The organism is Bacteroides faecium (assembly GCF_012113595.1).
GTDB lineage: Bacteria > Bacteroidota > Bacteroidia > Bacteroidales > Bacteroidaceae > Bacteroides > Bacteroides faecium.
Map to the genome: position 1 here is coordinate 3,911,516 of NZ_CP050831.1, position 18,237 is coordinate 3,929,752.

14 protein-coding genes are annotated in these 18,237 nt (G+C 43.2%); 11 read left to right on the forward strand and 3 right to left on the reverse strand.

Annotated features, from left to right (window positions below):
• Positions 1 to 78 precede the first annotated feature (78 nt).
• Positions 79 to 555, reverse strand: a complete 477-nt coding sequence (locus BacF7301_RS14235; RefSeq protein ID WP_007754058.1) for a Dps family protein — start codon at positions 553 to 555, stop codon at positions 79 to 81.
• A gap of 136 nt (positions 556 to 691) precedes the next feature.
• Here BacF7301_RS14235 and BacF7301_RS14240 point away from each other — a divergent pair, with 136 nt between their 5' ends.
• Positions 692 to 1,618, forward strand: coding sequence for a hydrogen peroxide-inducible genes activator (locus BacF7301_RS14240; RefSeq protein WP_167963766.1), 927 nt, complete (start codon positions 692 to 694; stop codon positions 1,616 to 1,618).
• A gap of 144 nt (positions 1,619 to 1,762) precedes the next feature.
• On the opposite strand, the gene BacF7301_RS14245 is transcribed toward BacF7301_RS14240, so the two are convergent.
• A complete protein-coding gene (locus BacF7301_RS14245; RefSeq protein ID WP_167963767.1) occupies positions 1,763 to 2,677 on the reverse strand; it encodes a DMT family transporter in 915 nt (304 codons plus the stop codon).
• A gap of 133 nt (positions 2,678 to 2,810) precedes the next feature.
• Between BacF7301_RS14245 and BacF7301_RS14250 the strand changes: the two genes are divergently transcribed.
• Positions 2,811 to 3,491: an MIP family channel protein gene (locus tag BacF7301_RS14250; RefSeq protein WP_167963768.1), complete on the forward strand. Its 681-nt coding sequence runs from the start codon at positions 2,811 to 2,813 to the stop codon at positions 3,489 to 3,491.
• A gap of 139 nt (positions 3,492 to 3,630) precedes the next feature.
• On the opposite strand, the gene BacF7301_RS14255 is transcribed toward BacF7301_RS14250, so the two are convergent.
• Entirely contained in the window at positions 3,631 to 4,350 is a 720-nt protein-coding gene (locus BacF7301_RS14255; protein ID WP_167963769.1) for a NigD1/NigD2 family lipoprotein, read from the reverse strand.
• Between the two features lie 175 nt (positions 4,351 to 4,525).
• Between BacF7301_RS14255 and BacF7301_RS14260 the strand changes: the two genes are divergently transcribed.
• The 9 genes from BacF7301_RS14260 to BacF7301_RS14300 all read left to right on the forward strand — a co-directional run bounded on the left by BacF7301_RS14260 (position 4,526) and on the right by BacF7301_RS14300 (position 18,224).
• A complete protein-coding gene (locus BacF7301_RS14260) occupies positions 4,526 to 5,074 on the forward strand; it encodes an RNA polymerase sigma factor (RefSeq protein WP_167963770.1) in 549 nt (182 codons plus the stop codon).
• A gap of 6 nt (positions 5,075 to 5,080) precedes the next feature.
• Positions 5,081 to 6,346 (forward strand): porin family protein, encoded by a 1,266-nt coding sequence (locus BacF7301_RS14265; protein WP_167963771.1) that lies wholly within the window; start codon positions 5,081 to 5,083, stop codon positions 6,344 to 6,346.
• A 185-nt stretch (positions 6,347 to 6,531) separates the two neighbouring features.
• The gene (locus BacF7301_RS14270; protein WP_167963772.1) at positions 6,532 to 7,128 is read left to right on the forward strand and encodes an RNA polymerase sigma-70 factor; all 597 of its coding nucleotides are present in this window, start codon (positions 6,532 to 6,534) and stop codon (positions 7,126 to 7,128) included.
• 63 nt (positions 7,129 to 7,191) lie between these two features.
• A complete protein-coding gene (locus BacF7301_RS14275) occupies positions 7,192 to 8,154 on the forward strand; it encodes a FecR family protein (protein ID WP_167963773.1) in 963 nt (320 codons plus the stop codon).
• A 76-nt stretch (positions 8,155 to 8,230) separates the two neighbouring features.
• Positions 8,231 to 9,790 (forward strand): ATP-binding protein, encoded by a 1,560-nt coding sequence (locus tag BacF7301_RS14280; RefSeq protein ID WP_209319449.1) that lies wholly within the window; start codon positions 8,231 to 8,233, stop codon positions 9,788 to 9,790.
• Positions 9,791 to 9,960: 170 nt separating this feature from the next.
• Entirely contained in the window at positions 9,961 to 13,380 is a 3,420-nt protein-coding gene (locus BacF7301_RS14285) for a TonB-dependent receptor (RefSeq protein WP_167963774.1), read from the forward strand.
• Positions 13,381 to 13,392: 12 nt separating this feature from the next.
• Entirely contained in the window at positions 13,393 to 14,739 is a 1,347-nt protein-coding gene (locus BacF7301_RS14290) for a RagB/SusD family nutrient uptake outer membrane protein (RefSeq protein WP_167963775.1), read from the forward strand.
• A gap of 21 nt (positions 14,740 to 14,760) precedes the next feature.
• Complete coding sequence (locus BacF7301_RS14295; protein ID WP_167963776.1) at positions 14,761 to 17,292, forward strand: glycerophosphodiester phosphodiesterase family protein; 2,532 nt, start codon at positions 14,761 to 14,763, stop codon at positions 17,290 to 17,292.
• Between the two features lie 11 nt (positions 17,293 to 17,303).
• Entirely contained in the window at positions 17,304 to 18,224 is a 921-nt protein-coding gene (locus tag BacF7301_RS14300) for a glycerophosphodiester phosphodiesterase family protein (protein WP_167963777.1), read from the forward strand.
• Positions 18,225 to 18,237 lie beyond the last annotated feature (13 nt).

Consider the following 18,237-nt stretch of genomic DNA (forward strand, 5'->3'; position numbering starts at 1 on the left):
TAAAGAAGAAAGAGAGAATACCCCATATTATGGAAGTATTCTCTCTTCTTCACTTAAAACCTAAACCTTTTATCTAAATTACTTGCTATTATAAGCCACCAACATCCAAACCAATTTCTCCTGTTCTTTCAAGTAATCGCTCATCATCGAAACGGTTACTTCGTCTCCGGCTTGTGAAGCGATAGACAGAATCTTGCGTTCCTCACCAATCAGATAACTGATAGACTGAAGGATGCTGTTCAGTGCTTCGTCTCCATTGCTCACCTTATCCACTTCGTTGATATTGGCAACTTTCAGATAATCGCTGAACTTATTGGCGGGAGTGCCGCCCAGCATAAGGATACGTTCTGCGATTTCGTCCACCTTTTCGGCAGTGTCGTCATACATCTTTTCGAACTGGCTGTGGAGAACGAAGAAGTTATGTCCTTTGATATTCCAGTGGAAACCACGAAGATTCGTGTAATACACTTGGAAGTCTGCTAATAGTTGTTGCAAAGATGCTACTACGTTGTTTGCTCCTGATTCGTTCAATTTGATAAATTCTAAAGTCTTCATAATCTTATTATTTTTAATGATTTATATTAATTTTCTTTTTTCTGTATTGCAAAGATAAGGCGAAAAGTGCTTGCTGTCAAACTGAAAATTTCTATCTTTGCATAGAAGAAATCTATAACTTAATATGATTTGATAGATGACTATACAACAATTAGAATATATATTGGCTGTTGACCAGTTCCGGCATTTCGCCCGTGCAGCCGAATATTGCAGGGTGACACAACCCACATTGAGCGCCATGATTCAGAAACTGGAAGATGAACTCGGAGTGAAACTGTTCGACCGGACTGTGCAACCCGTTTGCCCGACAGCTATCGGGCAAAAAGTAATAGACCAAGCTCGTGTGATACTGGCACAAGCAGCCCAGGTCAAAGAAATCATTAGTGAAGAAAAGCAATCACTATCCGGTGTATTCCGTTTAGGAGTATTGCCGACTATTGCGCCCTATCTGCTTCCACGCTTCTTTCCGCAACTGATGGAGAAATACCCTGAACTGGATATTCGTGTCACGGAAATGAAAACGCAGGATATTCAGCAAGCACTGCATAGCGGAGATTTGGATGCAGGGATTATAGCCAGCAAACTGGAAGATACTTTCCTAACGGAAGAAACACTGTTCTACGAACAATTTTACGCCTACGTATCCAAGAAAGAGCCCTCTTTTAAACATGATGTTGTCCGTACTTCCGATATAACCGGCGAACGCCTTTGGCTGCTGGATGAAGGACATTGCTTCCGTGACCAACTCGTCCGTTTCTGCCAGATGGAAGCAGTAAAAGTAAGTCAGATGGCTTACCGTCTGGGGAGCATGGAAACCTTTATGCGCATGGTAGAAAGTGGGAAAGGGATAACCTTTATTCCCGAACTGGCAGTATCCCAGTTGACGGAAGAACAACGGAAGCTGGTACGCCCATTCGCCATTCCGCGTCCGACGCGTCAGGTTGTACTAGCTACAAGCAAAGATTTCGTGCGTCACAGCCTTCTCTGCGTACTGAAAGAAGAGATAAAAGCGGCAGTACCTAAAGAAATGCTGACCTTACAGTCTATCCAATGTTTATTGTAACTCCATGCTTGCACTCTATGCAATGCTTGTTATAACCCGAAACTTGTTATAGCTCTGGAACTTGTTGTAGAACTGATGTATGTTGTGCTTCAAATGCAATATGCTATTCCGTACAAGTGTTTTTATAACCTGTCCGGATTCCTTTTATGCATTAATCTTCTTGAACCATTGACTTATCTCAGCTCCTTTGAAATAAATAATCAGGGAGCTGACGATAATAATCATCCCTGCCACCGTACTGAATGTCGGATATTCATCCGGGAGCATCATCCAACTCAATACTGCGCCGAGGATCGGATTAATCAACCGGCACATATTAATATCGCTGACCTTCGCGCCCTTGCTCTGCAAAGCAATAAACCAAAAGCTGAAAGCAAAGACAGAAATAAACACCAGGATACCAAGACTGATATAGAACCCGCCCGGTTTTCCGATAAAAGAATGATAACCTTCCGTGCCCAGTCCTACCATATATATAAGTAGACCACCAAAAAACATCTGAACAGCATTCAGGAAAATAGGGTTCACCTTCCCCTTATCTTCCGAAACGGAGATAGCGGAATACCCTTGAAAAATAATACTGAGCAGCAATAGTACAATACCGGTAATTCCTTTCCAATCGAGCGGCGCACCGTCACTCCCCATTCCTATAATCAGGAACAGACCGATAAGGCTGACCACAAGACTGATTATTTTATGAACATTCAGTCTGTCATTACTAGCAAGCAAATGTGCCAAGAGCACATTGATAAGTGGAGTCATCCCCATGATAATGGACGAGATGGCGCCACTCACAAAATCCACGCCGAAGTAGAAAGCCGTGTATCCCATAAACATATTGATAAGAATCAGATTAAGAAACAATCTGCTGTGCTGACGTATTTCTTTCCACATCCCCTTGTGCCACGTATAGGCGAAAAGGATAATCCCCACAGTCGCGAAACGAATTCCGGCAAAGTTCATCGGAGTAAAATCGTAGCTTAGTCCTTGTTTGATAAACGGATTGACAATAGCCCATAACACAGAGGCCAGTATAGCATAAAAAAGTCCTTTTTTCATTGATGTAATTTTCTATATTCGAAAAATGCCGCAAAGTTAATCATAATTATACATATAGACTTTGATTTCCGGAGTTAATTATCTACTTTTGAAAGATAAACTAATAAACAAATAAACAATTTATTGATTAAGTATGAAAAAGTACATTGCAGAAATGATTGGAACGATGGTACTCGTCCTTATGGGATGTGGTAGTGCCGTCTTTGCAGGTGGTTTGGCCGATACAGTAGGCGCTGGCGTGGGAACGATCGGCGTGGCTTTGGCCTTTGGTTTGTCCGTAGTAGCGATGGCATATGCTATCGGTGGTATTTCGGGCTGTCACATTAATCCTGCTATTACATTAGGAGTATTCCTGAGTGGACGTATGAATGGAAAAGACGCGGGAATGTATATGATCTTCCAAGTGATAGGAGCAATTATCGGCTCGGCTATTCTTTACGCTTTGGTGTCTACCGGAGCTCACGACGGCCCTACGGCAACAGGCTCGAACGGCTTTGGTGATGGAGAAATGCTGCAAGCATTCATTGCCGAAGCAGTATTCACATTCATCTTCGTATTAGTCGTTTTGGGCTCTACCGATCCGAAGAAAGGCGCAGGCAATCTTGCCGGACTTGCCATCGGTCTTACTTTAGTACTGGTACATATCGTATGTATCCCTATCACAGGTACATCCGTCAATCCGGCACGTAGTATTGCTCCGGCATTGTTCCAGGGTGGAGAAGCCCTTTCACAATTATGGTTGTTCATCATTGCCCCGTTTGTAGGAGCAGCTTTGAGCGCAGGAGTATGGAATTATCTTGGAGATAAGAAATAAACTTTCTTTTTTTAGAGGATAAAATAACGAAGTATTAAAAGTAAGAAGGGCGGGAGTTTCACAACTACCGCCCTCTTTTGCGTAATTAATATATAATATTAAAAAAGAGTGTCTTCCATATTTCTCAGATTTTAGCAGATTAGGGAAATTTCACTTCATATGTTTTTATTTTGCCATATAGGGTATTGACACGGACTCTTAGCCCTTTCTTTCCTTCCATCTGTTCCTTGATTTTGTCCAGCTTGAAAGATACATATCCTTCGCCTAAAGTCTGAGGATAATCCCCTTCACTGTTGTGGCGGAATTCCAGATTGATAAACTCATCCTCTTCACTCTCCTCATCTGCGGTAGGAGCCGGGGTGAGATTATTGATAACCAGATTCAGGAAATGTTTCTTATCTTCGCTATGCGTACCATAATATTGGAATTCGATAGTCAGATATTTCTTATCCTTGTTAATCCACATATAAGTAGCGTTAATCTTATCGTCTCCGATTTTCTCCTCATTGTTTTCTTCCTCATCCATAGTGACGATATCCTTGGTCAGGATTTCTTTTATCTGTTTTACCTGAACATTATAGTCATATCCACCTACCGGCTCTTCCAGTTCGTTGAACATGACAAAGGCGCGCTGCCCATCCACAAAATCCGCGTTACTCCATCCTTGTCCGTTACTTGGATACATCTTTTTTCCATCATCCAAGGTGAAATAAAAATCCTTGCTATCCTGGCTCATCATATTTATTGTACTGATAACCAGTAAGTCGGACGGACTGTCATCGTCGTCCAGGCATGACTGGAAAATCGGCATTGTGGTCATAATAGCAAAGATAAAGGCAATGAATTTAAATTTCTTCATATATAAACTAGGTTTTAGATTGATTAATATTATTGCTTTGTATTCAGAAAATGCACGGGAACCCAAAATATTGCATCTGCATCTGTTAAAGAAACAAAAGTGGCAAAAGAGTTGTTCTCTCTATGCAGTATTTCTATCTTTGCTGCATTTATAAGGTAAACACGTGTATAAGCGAATGGAAGAATTTGAGTTGTCGGAACAATGCAGGCAAGGAAAGAACCGGGCCCGCAAGGAACTGTATGAGCAGTATGCGGGGCGTATGCTTGGCATCTGTCTACGCTATACCGGCGACCGTGATACGGCCCAGGACCTGCTTCACGACAGTTTTATAAAGATATTCGACTCTTTCGACAAATTCACCTGGCGGGGTGAAGGCTCCCTGCGGGCTTGGATGGAGCGGGTGGTGGTCAATACCGCTTTGCAGTATCTCCGGAAGAATGATGTAATCAATCAGGCAGCGTCATTGGAAGAGTTGCCCGAAGAATATGAAGAGCCGGATGCTTCCGATGTGGAAGCGATACCACAAAAGGTGTTGATGCAGTTTATTGAAGAACTGCCGGCGGGGTATCGCACAGTGTTCAACCTTTATACGTTCGAGGACAAATCACACAAAGAAATCGCTCAGGTATTAGGTATTAATGAGAAATCTTCGGCTTCGCAACTGTTTCGCGCGAAGACGGTATTGGCAAAAAGAGTAAAAGAATGGATAATGAATAATGGATAGATAGAGATGGAAGAGAAAGAATTGTGGATGAATAAGTTGAAGGAGAAGCTTGCGGATTATTCCGAGCCGACACCTGCTTCCGGTTGGGAACAACTGGAGAAAGAGCTTATGCCCCCTGTGGAGAGGAAGATATATCCTTATCGAAAATGGATGATGGCGGCTGCGGCTGTTATATTGCTAGCTGTCGTTTCGTCAGTAAGCCTGTATTTCCTGGGTACACCTGCGGCGGATGAAATGCGTCATATACAAACACCGACATTGGCTTCTACGCCCGATGCTTTGCCGGGCGTGCAACAACCGGACATGCAAGGCACTTCCGTCGAACCTGTTCTGCGACCTGTTACTCGTGAAGACCGATTGGCGAAAGCAGACCGGAATGTCCCGGAACATAAAACACAGGTAGATGATGAACCTATAGTGAAAGACAAACCGGAATCTGTAATTGAAGAAAACGAACCCGGAAAAGCCGTAGATGAGGTAAAACCGACCGAAGAAACAAATGCCGGTCAAACTCAAACTCAAGCGAAAGATACGGAACGACCGACAGCGAGCAACAGACCGCGACGTCCTTCCAGTAAAGATAAATATCATATTCCGACCGAGAAAGCATCTTCCCGGAAAGGTACTTGGTCGATGGGACTGGGAGTCGGGAATTCGGGTGGTGCTTCTTCAGAAGTAGGTTCGGGTGTATATCCTTCTCGCGTCAGCATGCTTTCTGTTTCAAATGGCTTGTTGCAGATTCCTAATGACCAAACTGTAGTCTTTGAGGACGGAGTACCTTACTTGCGCCAGGCAAAACAGGTAGTCGATATCGAACATCATCAACCTATCTCTTTCGGATTATCCGTTCGTAAAGCTCTAGGCAGAGGTTTTTCCCTGGAGTCAGGTTTGACTTATACGTTACTTTCCTCGGATGCCAAACTGGCAGATGCTGACCAGAAGATAGAGCAGAAACTCCACTATATCGGTATTCCGTTGCGTGCCAACTGGAACTTCCTTGATAAGAAACTCGTAACTCTTTATGTGTCCGGTGGCGGTATGGTTGAGAAATGTGTCTATGGAAAGCTCGGCTCTGAAAAGGAGACAGTGAAACCTCTCCAATTCTCAGTATCCGGTGCGGTAGGTGCGCAGTTGAATGCAACGAAGCGTGTCGGTATCTATGTAGAGCCGGGTGTAGCTTATTACTTTGATGACGGTTCGGATACACAGACCATCCGTAAAGAGAATCCGTTCAACTTCAATATACAGGCAGGTATTCGTTTGACTTATTAGTGTACAACCTGTTTTTATCTCTATATACCTCTAAAAGCGATATTTTATCACCAAGGATAGAATATCGCTTTTAGAGTTTTTATGCAGAAACCTTTCCGAAAAATCGGATAATTGAGAAAATATTAATAATATTGTCACCAGTTTCAGACCAACAGTAACATACCTTTGTCACAAAACTCTAAAATATGATTGACTCTACTGCTGAAAAACTTTTATTAATCAAGTTAAAGGAAGGTTCTTTTCAGGCATTTGAAAAGTTATATACGATGTATAGTGGCAAACTGTACAATTTCATTATGCGGCTTTCTTCCGGCAATCAATATATGGCTGAAGAAGTGGTGCAATCCACTTTCATTCGTATATGGGAAGTACGTGAGAAAGTCGATTCCGACGCTTCATTTATTTCTTTTCTCTGTACGATAGCCAAAAACTTACTGATGAATATGTATCAGCGTCAGACTGTTGAATATGTTTACAATGAATATCTGCTAAAAAGTGGGGTAGACCGTGATTCGCAGACAGAAGATGCTATCGACCTTCGTTTTTTGAACGACTATATCGACTCATTGGCAGAGGAATTGCCTGCACAGCGAAAGAAAATCTTTATCCTAAGCAAGCGTCAGAACTATACGAATAAGGAAATTGCCGAGATGATGGGGATTTCCGAAAGCACGGTCGCCACACAATTATCTTTGGCTGTGAAGTTTATGCGTGAACAGTTGATGAAGCATTACGATAAGGTAATTGCGCTTCTGCTCGCCTTCTTTGTTAATGAAATGTAATTGTAATACACGTTTTTGGATAGTAGATAGGATGAAAATGTATACCTGTAAATAAGTAAGAAGATGGATAAAATATATTATAAAGAGCTGATTGAGAAATATTTCGAAGGAAATATAACGGATGCTGAGATTAAGGAGCTTTCCGATTGGATAAAGAATGACCGCCGCTTACAAAGCTGGTGGGAAGAGGAGTTTTCCAAATCGGATGCCGACATCAATCCGGTATTGCGTGACAAACTATTCGCCCGAATCAAAGAAGAAACACAAGAGAAAGAGAAACCAAGAATCATCCGTATGAATCCTTGGAAATGGGCTGCCGCCATCCTTTTGCCTATAACTATCGCCTTCTTCACCTATTATCTTATAGATTTTTCTCAAACACAGGGTGCTCCCTTTATAGTAAAAGCCGATAAAGGAGACAAAGCAACTATCGAACTGCCGGACGGAACGAATGTCGTTCTCAATTCAGCTTCACAATTAAGCTACCTGAATAACTTCGGAGAAAAAGTGCGTCGTGTGCAACTGAATGGTGAAGCTTATTTCAAAGTAGCCCATGATGAAAAGCATGCCTTTATTGTGCAAGTTGGCGATTTGGAAGTGAAAGTACTCGGTACTTCTTTCAATGTATCAGCCTATGGAGACGCCAAAGACGTGACAGTCGTTCTTTTGGAAGGAAAAGTGGGAGTCTATGCGCAGAAAACGTCGCATATCATGAAGCCCGGCGACAAAATAGAATATAATAAAGCCACCCATAAGATAACAGCCACTCAAGTGCACCCAAATGACTACATTGAATGGACGAAAGGAAATATCTATTTCGAGAAAGAATCTTTGGAGAATATAATGAAAACTCTTTCACGTATTTATGACGTGGAGATTCGCTTCGATTCCAATAAACTGCCTAATGAATATTTCACCGGAACCATACCGGGTGGTGGTATACAGAATGCATTGAATATCCTGATGCTTACTTCACCTTTCTATTATGAAATGGACGGTTCAGTGATTGTCTTGAAGGAAAAATAAGTGGAACTTTCATAGAGTATCTTTGTTTATTCATCGAATAACATCTATATTTGTGGTACACTAATTTGAAGATGCAATGAATACATTGGAGCGTAAATTGCCGATAGGGATACAAACGTTTGAAAAGATGCGTGCAGAGGGGTGTTTGTATGTGGATAAAACAACCATTATATATCAGATAGCAGCTACTAAAGTGCCCTATTTCCTTAGTCGTCCCCGTCGTTTTGGCAAAAGTCTGCTAATTTCTACTTTTGAAGCCTACTTTCAAGGCCGTAAAGACCTTTTTGAAGGCCTGGCAATTGAAAAGTTAGAGACAAAGTGGGAGCAATACCCAGTTCTGCATCTTGATTTGAATGCGAAGAAATATGAGACGGTGGCAGATTTGGTTGCCATGCTAAACCAATATTTAGAGAAATGGGAAGCCATCTATGGTGACGAGAAAAAAGACCGCAGCCCTGAAGAACGTTTTAGTTATGTCATTGAGCAAGCCTGCCTGAAAACAGGAAAAGGAGTTGTGGTATTGGTTGATGAGTATGATAAACCATTGCTGCAAGCTCTTTTGGACGAGAACCTGTTGGATGAATACCGTCGTATTCTGAAAGCCTTTTATGGTGTGCTGAAAAGTTCCGACCGCTATCTTCGGTTTATATTCTTGACAGGAGTCACTAAATTTGCCCAAGTAAGTGTGTTCAGTGATTTGAATCAACTGAATGATATTAGCATGAAGATTCCATACGCCAATATCTGTGGTATTACTAAAAAAGAATTAGTATCGACATTTACTCCCGAGTTGGAGCGGTTGGCAGAAGTGCAGGAGATGTCCTTTGAAGATACAGTCGATAAAATGACAGCGATGTACGATGGCTATCACTTTACATACAGCGAAGAAGGACTATTTAATCCCTTCAGTGTACTCAATGTTTTTGATGGATTAATGTTTGATAATTACTGGTTCCAGACCGGTACTCCTACCTATCTTGTAGACCTGTTGAAGCAAAGTGACTATGACTTGCGTTTGCTGATAGATGGCTTGGAAGTAGGAAGTTCCGGATTTGCCGAATACCGTGCAGAGACAAAGAATCCCCTTCCGATGATCTACCAAAGTGGCTATCTGACTATTAAAAACTTTGATAAATCATTGAATCTATATACGCTAGGTTTTCCGAATGATGAGGTGAAATATGGTTTTCTTAAATTCTTGATACCCTATTATACTCCCATCTCTTCCGATGAAACAGATTTTAATGCTGTTAAGTTTGTCCGCGAACTTCAATCGGGCGATGTTCATTCTTTTATGGAACGTATGAAATCATTCTTTGCCGACATTCCCTATGAATTGAATACAAAGACCGAACGTCATTATCAGGTTATCTTTTATCTCGTCTTTAAGTTGATGGGACAATATGTAGATGCAGAAGTCCGTAGCGCAAAAGGTCGTGCCGATGCCGTGGTGAAAACGAAAGACCGTATTTATGTTTTTGAGTTTAAACTGGAAGGAACAGTAGACGAAGCTCTGAGGCAAATAGATGAAAAAGGTTATTTGTTACCTTACCGTACAGACGGGCGTGAGCTAGTAAAAGTCGGTGTCTCCTTTAATGCAGAAGAACGTAATATTGGTGAATACAAAGTAATATAATCGTTTATTGAGTAAAACATAGAATAGAGCCATTCCGGAGCCCGCTTCTTTGGAATGGCTTTTTTATTCTCTAATTTGAATAAGTTAACGAGAGTTAAAGTCTGATAGGCGCTTGGACGGGAGGATATAGCAGTCTGTATACCTATCAAACAACTTAAAAGTTTTGATATATGGAAAACAGAAAAACCTTTGTGAAACTCCCTCAAACCCATACTGAGGGAAGTAAGAACTGGAGAACACTACGGGCTATATGCCTGCTGTTGTTTTTAAGCATCTCTTTTGTCGCTTATTCCCAGATAACGGTGAATGTGAAAGACATTTCTTTAAGAGCCTCTTTAAAGAAAATCGAGCAAGTAAGTAATTACAAATTTTTCTACAGTGAAAGTCTTCCTGAATTAAATCAGAAAATATCGCTGAATGTTCAAAATGCGACAATCGCCCAAACGATGGAACAACTTCTGGGCAGAATGGAACTGACCTATAAAAAAGAACAAGACAATGTGATTGTATTGATTCGTAAAGCTCAGGACAAGTCAGTAGCCAAAAAAGTAACAGGCACCGTTGTAGATGAAAAGGGAGAACCTATTATCGGAGCAAGCATTGTGGTCAAAGGTGAGTCACATGGGACGATAACAGATTTCGATGGAAAATTCACATTGGCAGATGTGCCGGAAAAAGGTATATTGACAATCTCCTATATAGGATATAAGACAGTCGATCTACCTGTGGGCGGTCAGACATTAGTGAAAGTCGTACTTCAGGAAGATAGCAAAATGATTGATGAAGTCGTCGTTGTCGGCTACGGAGTACAGTCACAAAAACTGGTGACAACTTCCATCAGTAAAGTAAAGATGGAGAATATAGACCAAGGTAATGACTATAACCCGATAAAAATGCTGCAAGGACGTGTGGCAGGTGTGAATATATCCTCAGCTTCCGGCACTCCGGGCGAAAGCCCCAATGTAACCGTTCGCGGCATCGGCTCCGTCAGTGGAGGAAGTTCGCCGCTTTATGTTGTTGACGGTATCCCGAGTGAAAAATATCCCAACCTGAATCCGAATGACATTGAAAGTATGGAAGTCTTGAAAGACGCTTCCGCCGCTGCCATCTATGGTTCGCGTGCCAATGCCGGAGTCGTGTTGATAACCACTAAATCAGGTCAGCAAGGCAAGACAAAGATAGAAGTGTCCGGCCGCTACGGATTTGCCTACCTTGCCAATGACATTGAAATGGCCAATTCGACAGAATATATGAACACTATGCAAGCCGCCATCGACAATTACAATGTACAGATGGGAGCTAACCTTCAACTGTATATTCCTTCCCACATTCAGGAAACCAACTGGGTGAAAGAAATATCAAGAAAAAACTCAAAGACAGGTACCGGCTCCATCAGCATCTCCGGTGGAAATGAAAAGACCACCTTTTTCGCCTCTTTGGGAGCCAACACGCAGGAAGGATATTTGAATAAAAGCAGCTATGACCAATATAATATGCGCGCAAAGTTCACCCATAAGATCAATAACATCTTCAAACTGAATATGAACTTGGCAGGTTCCGTCAGCCGTTCAGACCTGTTGGAAGAAACAAGTACCAGTCTGAAAGTGCTGCGTACGGCACGTGAAGAACAACCTTGGTATTCACCCTACAAAGAAGACGGAACATCCTACAAAGTGAATGGAACGGATATTCTGCGCCACAATCCCGTAATGCTGATAAACGAAGAAGACTGGGTAGCCAAGAAATATCAACTATCCGGCGTGTTCAGCATAGACGTCACCCCCTTCAAAGGATTCAAATACACACCGACAGTAAGTGTATATGGCATTTTGGATAACACCTCTAAGAAACTGTCGGACAAACATGACGCCCGCAAAAACAGCAGCGGTTGGGGAGCATTGGCGGAACAAAAAGACCAGAGCTTCCGCTATGTGATAGACAATATATTCTCTTACAACAATGAATGGAACAAACTGATCTATTCCGTCATGTTGGGACACTCGTTTGAAAAATACACTTATGAGCAATTCGGCGCAAAGAGTGACAACTACGCCAACGGCGCATTTCCTTCCTCAAACTTTGATTTAATCAATGCAGGCCCCAATATTTATGCCGGAAACATCAGCTATACCTCTTACGCTTTAGAATCCTATTTCGGACGAATCGCTTTGAACTGGGACAACAAATATATACTGAATACCTCATTGCGTAGTGACGGCTCTTCCCGTTTTGCAAAGAACAAGAGATACGGTTATTTCCCCTCTGCTTCTTTTGCGTGGCGGGCATCCAATGAAGGATTCTTCCCGAAAAACAAATACGTCAATGACGCCAAGTTAAGACTAAGCTGGGGTATGACAGGAAGCATGGCAGGAGTGAGCAATTATGCTCCGCTGTCACTTATCAGTGCGGGCGGCGCTTCCTACAATGGTTCCGCCGGATTCCAGATTTCGCAAGATGCCCGTGCCTTGACTTGGGAGAAAGCCAGTCAGTTCAATCTTGGATTTGATATAGAGATGTTTCAGTCTCGTTTGACTTTGAACGTAGATATGTTCTATCAAAAGACCACCGACCTGCTGTTCAAAAAACCGGTCAATGCGACCACCGGATATACCACCTTGCAGTCCAATATCGGTTCATTGGAGAATAAAGGACTCGAATTGGCTTTGAACGGCAAAATTCTTACCGGAAAGTTCAAATGGGATTTGGGCGGAAACATCTCTTTCGTGAAGAACAAACTGCTTTCCCTCATCGAAGGAAATGATATGTATATAGTTCCCAGTAGCGGAAGTAACCTCTTGGGCGGTTCGATGCACGCGTTGATTAACGGACAGCCTATCAGTACATTCTATATGCTAAAGATGGAAGGTATCTACCAGCGTGATGACGAAGTGCCTGCGAAACTGTATGCTAAAGGGGTGCGTGCCGGCGACGTGAAATATTTCGATTACAACGAAGACGGAGACATTTCCGATGCCGACCGAATGAATGTAGGAAAAGCTATTCCTGACTTTTATGGAGGTATCACTTCCAATTTCTCCTACAAAGGTTTTGACCTGTCTCTGTTCGGGCAATTCTCCGTAGGCGGCAAAGTAATGTCGGCATGGCGGGGAGTGAATAGTTCCGAAGGTACCGACCATTTGGGGCTCGCACTATCGAATGTAAAAGTAAGCGACCGGGGCGAATCTGTGGAACAATACTTTAATGTAAGCAAAGAAGTAGCCAACGGATACTGGCGCGGAGAAGGAACAAGCAACACGATCCCCCGTCCTGTACGAATCGGAGTGCATACCGGATACGATTATGACTACAACGTACAGACCTCTACGCGTTATTTGGAAGATGCTTCCTATTTTAAATTGAAAACTGTGACCTTGGGCTACACTTTGCCGGAATCGGTTGTTAAGAAACTCCGAGTGAACTCTTTAAGAGTCTATGTGTCGGCTGATAACTTGCTGACTCTCACCAAATATTCCGGTTATGACCCCGAAACGTCATTTTCCGGTAGCCCGGGAGATTCAAATTATGGAGTTGACTTCGGTCTACAACCTGTCTTGAGAACATTTATTTTTGGTCTGAATCTAAACTTTTAAAAACATAGATGTATGAAACGATATTATACTATAATCAACTATTTGCTGTGTAGCATTTGCCTTTTGTGGATGACAGGTTGTTCGGGGATGCTCGACGATATGCGTCCTAAGGATCAGATACCTCAAGATATGTTGAGCGAATCCGATTTGGAAAAGCTATTGAACGGAGTGTACGCCGAAATGGAAGAACTGATATTCAAGTTCTATATGGACGGTGATATAAAAGGTGAGAATTTCAAGGCAGGCCCCGCCTTCTCGCTGAACGATCCGATGTTGATGGCTCCCGGTTCTAAAGAGGTATTGAGCCAGTGGCAGAAATGTTTCACATCTTTGAAGCAAGTTAATTTTCTGGTCGAAACATACGAGGCATCATCCAATAAAGAGAGCCAGATGCTGAAGCAGACAGGTGGCACCGGATACTATTTCAGAGCTTTGATTTACTATCATCTGGTCACTCGTTGGGGTGGAGCTCCTATCTTACGTAAACGTACCTATGATGTTGTTCCCATCTCTCCCGAAGCAGAAGTGTGGAGTTTTATAAAAGAAGACTTGGCGAAAGCGGAAGGACTGCTGCCCGAATTTACAGACCGCTTTTATGTCTCTCTGAGTGCTTGTGACGCGCTCAATGCCAAAGTATGCCTGTCTTTGAAAGACTATACGAACGCAGCCGCCTATGCCGACAAGGTGATTGCTAAATCCGGCTTTGCATTGAGTGCTACATCGACCGGGTATGCCAATGCTTTTGTCTCCAACAGCAGTAGCAAAGAACTGGTCTTTGCACTAGCCAACAAACGCAGCACTAGTCTGCTGCTATTCTACCAAACGGTGAACGACATTGATTCTGCCTGGGATTATTCTCCCTCTACTGACTGTTACGGACATCTCTACGATGACACAACCGTCAAGAAACAAGATATACGTGCAAAAGCTGTGTTTGGTGCGGATAATAGCCGCATTATCAAATTCCCGAATGGAAGTACCGGTCAGTTTGTCACCAATGAACAACCGTCTCAAACACCGATTGTAGTTACCCGCGTGGCAGAGATGTATCTGATTAAAGCAGAAGCACTGGGATCCGCCAACGGATTGTCTACACTGAAAGAGTTTATGAACAAACGTTACGCCACCGTTTCGCTGCCCTCAAGCATGACTGATACTGAATTTCAGAACCAGATACTTGATGAGCGTCACCGTGAACTGTACGCGGAAGGTCAGCGATGGTATGATTTGAAACGAACCAATCGTCTGGACTTGTTTACTTCCTTGAACGGCAGAAACTATCTGATGTACTATCCGGTGCCCCAGTCGGAACGCGACTTGGCGGGAGAAGAAAATTATCCTCAAAATCCAGGTTATTAATTATCTTAGAAAGAACAGAGTATGAAGAATATAAAAATATTTGTGACGTTTTTCATCTGCCTGCTGGTACTTTCGGCATGTTCGGATGATTGGAAAGAAAATGCACTGACAGCTAAATTTGCTTTTGACAAGACGACCTATTATGTAGGCGAAGAAGTCAGTATCACGAATGAAACGATGGGCGGAGAAGGCAACTATACCTGCCAATGGGATTTGGGGGACGGAAAGACTTCGACCGAGATTGCCCCTAAAGTAATTTATGAAACGAATGGTGCCTATACAGTGACTCTGCACGTCAAAGATGGCAAAGGAAATTACGCAATGGCTCATAAATTGCTGACGATTGAAGCAGAACCTCTGCCCGAAGTCGGGAATGTGAAACTGAAGTGGGTAGGTGCCCATATACTGGGAGAAATACGTTCCACGGCTCCTGCAGTCAGTGATGATAATAATGTGTATATGACTTCCAATGACCATTATTTACGTAAATTCTCCGCCGCAACAGGCGAACAGCTTTGGGAATTCGATTTATGGACTTCCGCCGATGGCGATTCTCCGTCCGGCAATACGCATACAACTCCGAGCATTGATACGGATGGTACTGTTTATGTAGGAACTGGTGACACAAGTGGTAAAGTAGGGCGTGTATATGCCGTTAATCCCAATGGAACAAAGAAATGGGTAGTTGCCGGAGATGCCGAAAAAGGATTCTGGAATAAAGGGCAGGCTTCCACACCCCGTATCAATTACCTGACCTGCGCGATTGGAGAAAACCACGTCTATATGGGTAATGGCGGCTCTACCGGTTCGGTGCTTGCCGTTGATAAGAACACCGGATACAGAGTAGGTTATGTGGCAAACGCGGACAATTCGGGTGGACCGTCGGGCGGAGTATCCGCCGGAATGGCATTGGCGAACAACACGTTGATTTGGTCAGGCGGAAAGAATGGATTATTCGGTGCTTCGGCATCTGCGTTGAATGCAGGCGGTAATGTGACGTGGGCATGGCAGGTATATAGTTCGGGGAATGACAAACCTTCGGAAAATATGAATGGTTCCGTAGCAGTGGATGGAGCCGGAACAATCTATGGGATTGCCACATTCCCTGGAATAGGAAGCAGTGCCTTTGCCATGGGAAGTGACGGAGTCGAAAAATGGCGCACCTCGTTGGGAAATGTAGGAACATTGGATCAAGGTGGCGTTGTGATAGGTCTGGACGGAAGCATCATTGTAACTGTAAAACGTGCTCCGGGCGAAGCTACGGGCGGGGTGGTGTCTTTGTCTCCTAATGGAGTTATTCAATGGCATTACGGTGTGCCGGAAGATGTCAGTGGATGTGCGGCAATCGACCAGGCCGGAAATATTCATTTTGGAACCCAGTCCGGTAATTATTATATCATTAAACCCGAAGCATCGGAAGAACAGCTAATCCTGAAAAAAGACCTCGCCGCACTGATTAATGAAAGTGATTCCCCTCTGAAAGACAACTGGGAAGCAGGTATCGGAAAGGTATGGAGCTCACCGACAATCGGGCCGGACGGCACAATTTATATCGGTGTCACGAATACCGTAGATCCGTCAAAGAGTGTTTTGGTAGCCTTGGAAGATGAAGGTATCACCGGAAGTGCAGCTTCCGCGTGGCCGATGAAAGGGAAAGACAGCCGTCATTCTAGTGCACAGTTGGGCGGTTCGGGCGAAAATCCGGGCGGTGAGCCGGGCGGACAACTCCCCATCACGGGAAATCTGAAGGCCGATTTAAAGAACCTGTTTGAGGATAGCTCATATAAAGTCTGGCTCTGTGCCCATCGGGCAAACACACAGAAGGGCATAGCCAACGGCATACCGGAAAATTCATTGCCTTCCATAGAATATGCCATCAATGCCGGAGTAGAGATGATCGAACTGGATGCACGTCCCACCTCGGACGGGATATTGGTGCTGATGCACGATAATAGCATCGACAGAACCACCAACGGAAGCGGCGCGGTAGGAAATTATACCTATCAGCAACTACAACAGTTCTATCTTAAAGATGCGGCAGGCAACCTGACGGGCGAACGTATTCCGACTTTAGAGGACGCATTGAAAAAGGGGAAAGGAAAGGTGTATTTCAATTTGGATATTGTCAACAAAGACGTTACCGTAGCTACAATGGTGTCATTACTTAAAAAACTCGACATGGAAAGCGAAGTTCTGTTGTATGTATCGAACAATCGCAATTATGCGTATGATTTGAAAGCGGCAAACGGCAGTCTGTTACTGCATCCGATGGCAAAAGCGGCGGACGATATTACTTACTTTGCTTCTTCCTATACGGACAATGTACAGATGATGCAACTATCTACCTCGGATGCTATTTCGGGCGCAATGACCGAAGATATTAAATCTAAAGGTTGGCTTCTTTTCTCCAATATTGTAGGGGCGAATGATACGAATATGCTGTCAGAGAACTATTCGGGGCTTGTAGGTATGATAAACAAGCGCATTAATATTGTACAGACTGATTATGTCGAAGTGGCAGCCAAGTATTTGAAATCTAAAGAATATAGATAACAAGAATGAATATGAAGAAATATATAATCATAGTAATTGTCCTGCTGTTTCCTTTCTGCCTGTTTGCAGATGAACCGGTAAAGGCTATTTTCGCAAAGATAACAAATCCCGATAATAAAGAAATCACTGTCGTTGCCCACCGGGCAGACTGGCGCTTTGCACCTGAAAATTCGCTGGCAGCGATTGAAAGCTCTATCCGGTTGGGAGCCGACGTAGTAGAGCTGGACATTCAGAAGACAAAAGATGGACAGTTGATTCTTATGCATGATAAGACTTTGGATAGAACGACCACCGGAAAGGGCAAGATTGCCGAATGGACACTGGATTCCATCCGGACACTCCGTCTGAAGAATGGTGCGGCTTTGAAAACAAAACACCGTGTGCCTACATTGGAAGAAGCGTTATTGACAGCTAAAGGGTGTGTGATGGTAAATTTGGATAAGGCATATCCGATATTCGATGAGATTTTTCCCATCTTGGAGAAAACCGGAACCGTGGGGCAGGTCATTATGAAAGGCTCAAAACCTGTTGCGGAAGTAAAGAAGGATTTGGGAAAATATTTAGACCGGATTATATATATGCCTATCGTACATTTGGATCGACCGGGAGCTATGCAGCAAATAGATGATTTTATGAAAGAACTTCATCCCGCAGCTTTTGAGTTGCTGTTCGAATTGGATACTTGCCAACTTCCTAAACAGGTGAGGGCTAAACTTGAAGGAAAAAGTAAAATTTGGTATAATACCCTTTGGGATACAATGGCAGGCGGGCATGACGATGATAAATCGTTGGAAAATCCGGATGAAGGATATGGATATTTGATAGATAAACTTGGAGCAACCATCATTCAGACCGATCGTACCGCTTATTTACTGGAATACTTGCAAGCCCGTAAGAAACGTAATGAGCATAAGATAGACGCCTTTCATTAATATGTAAACTTCG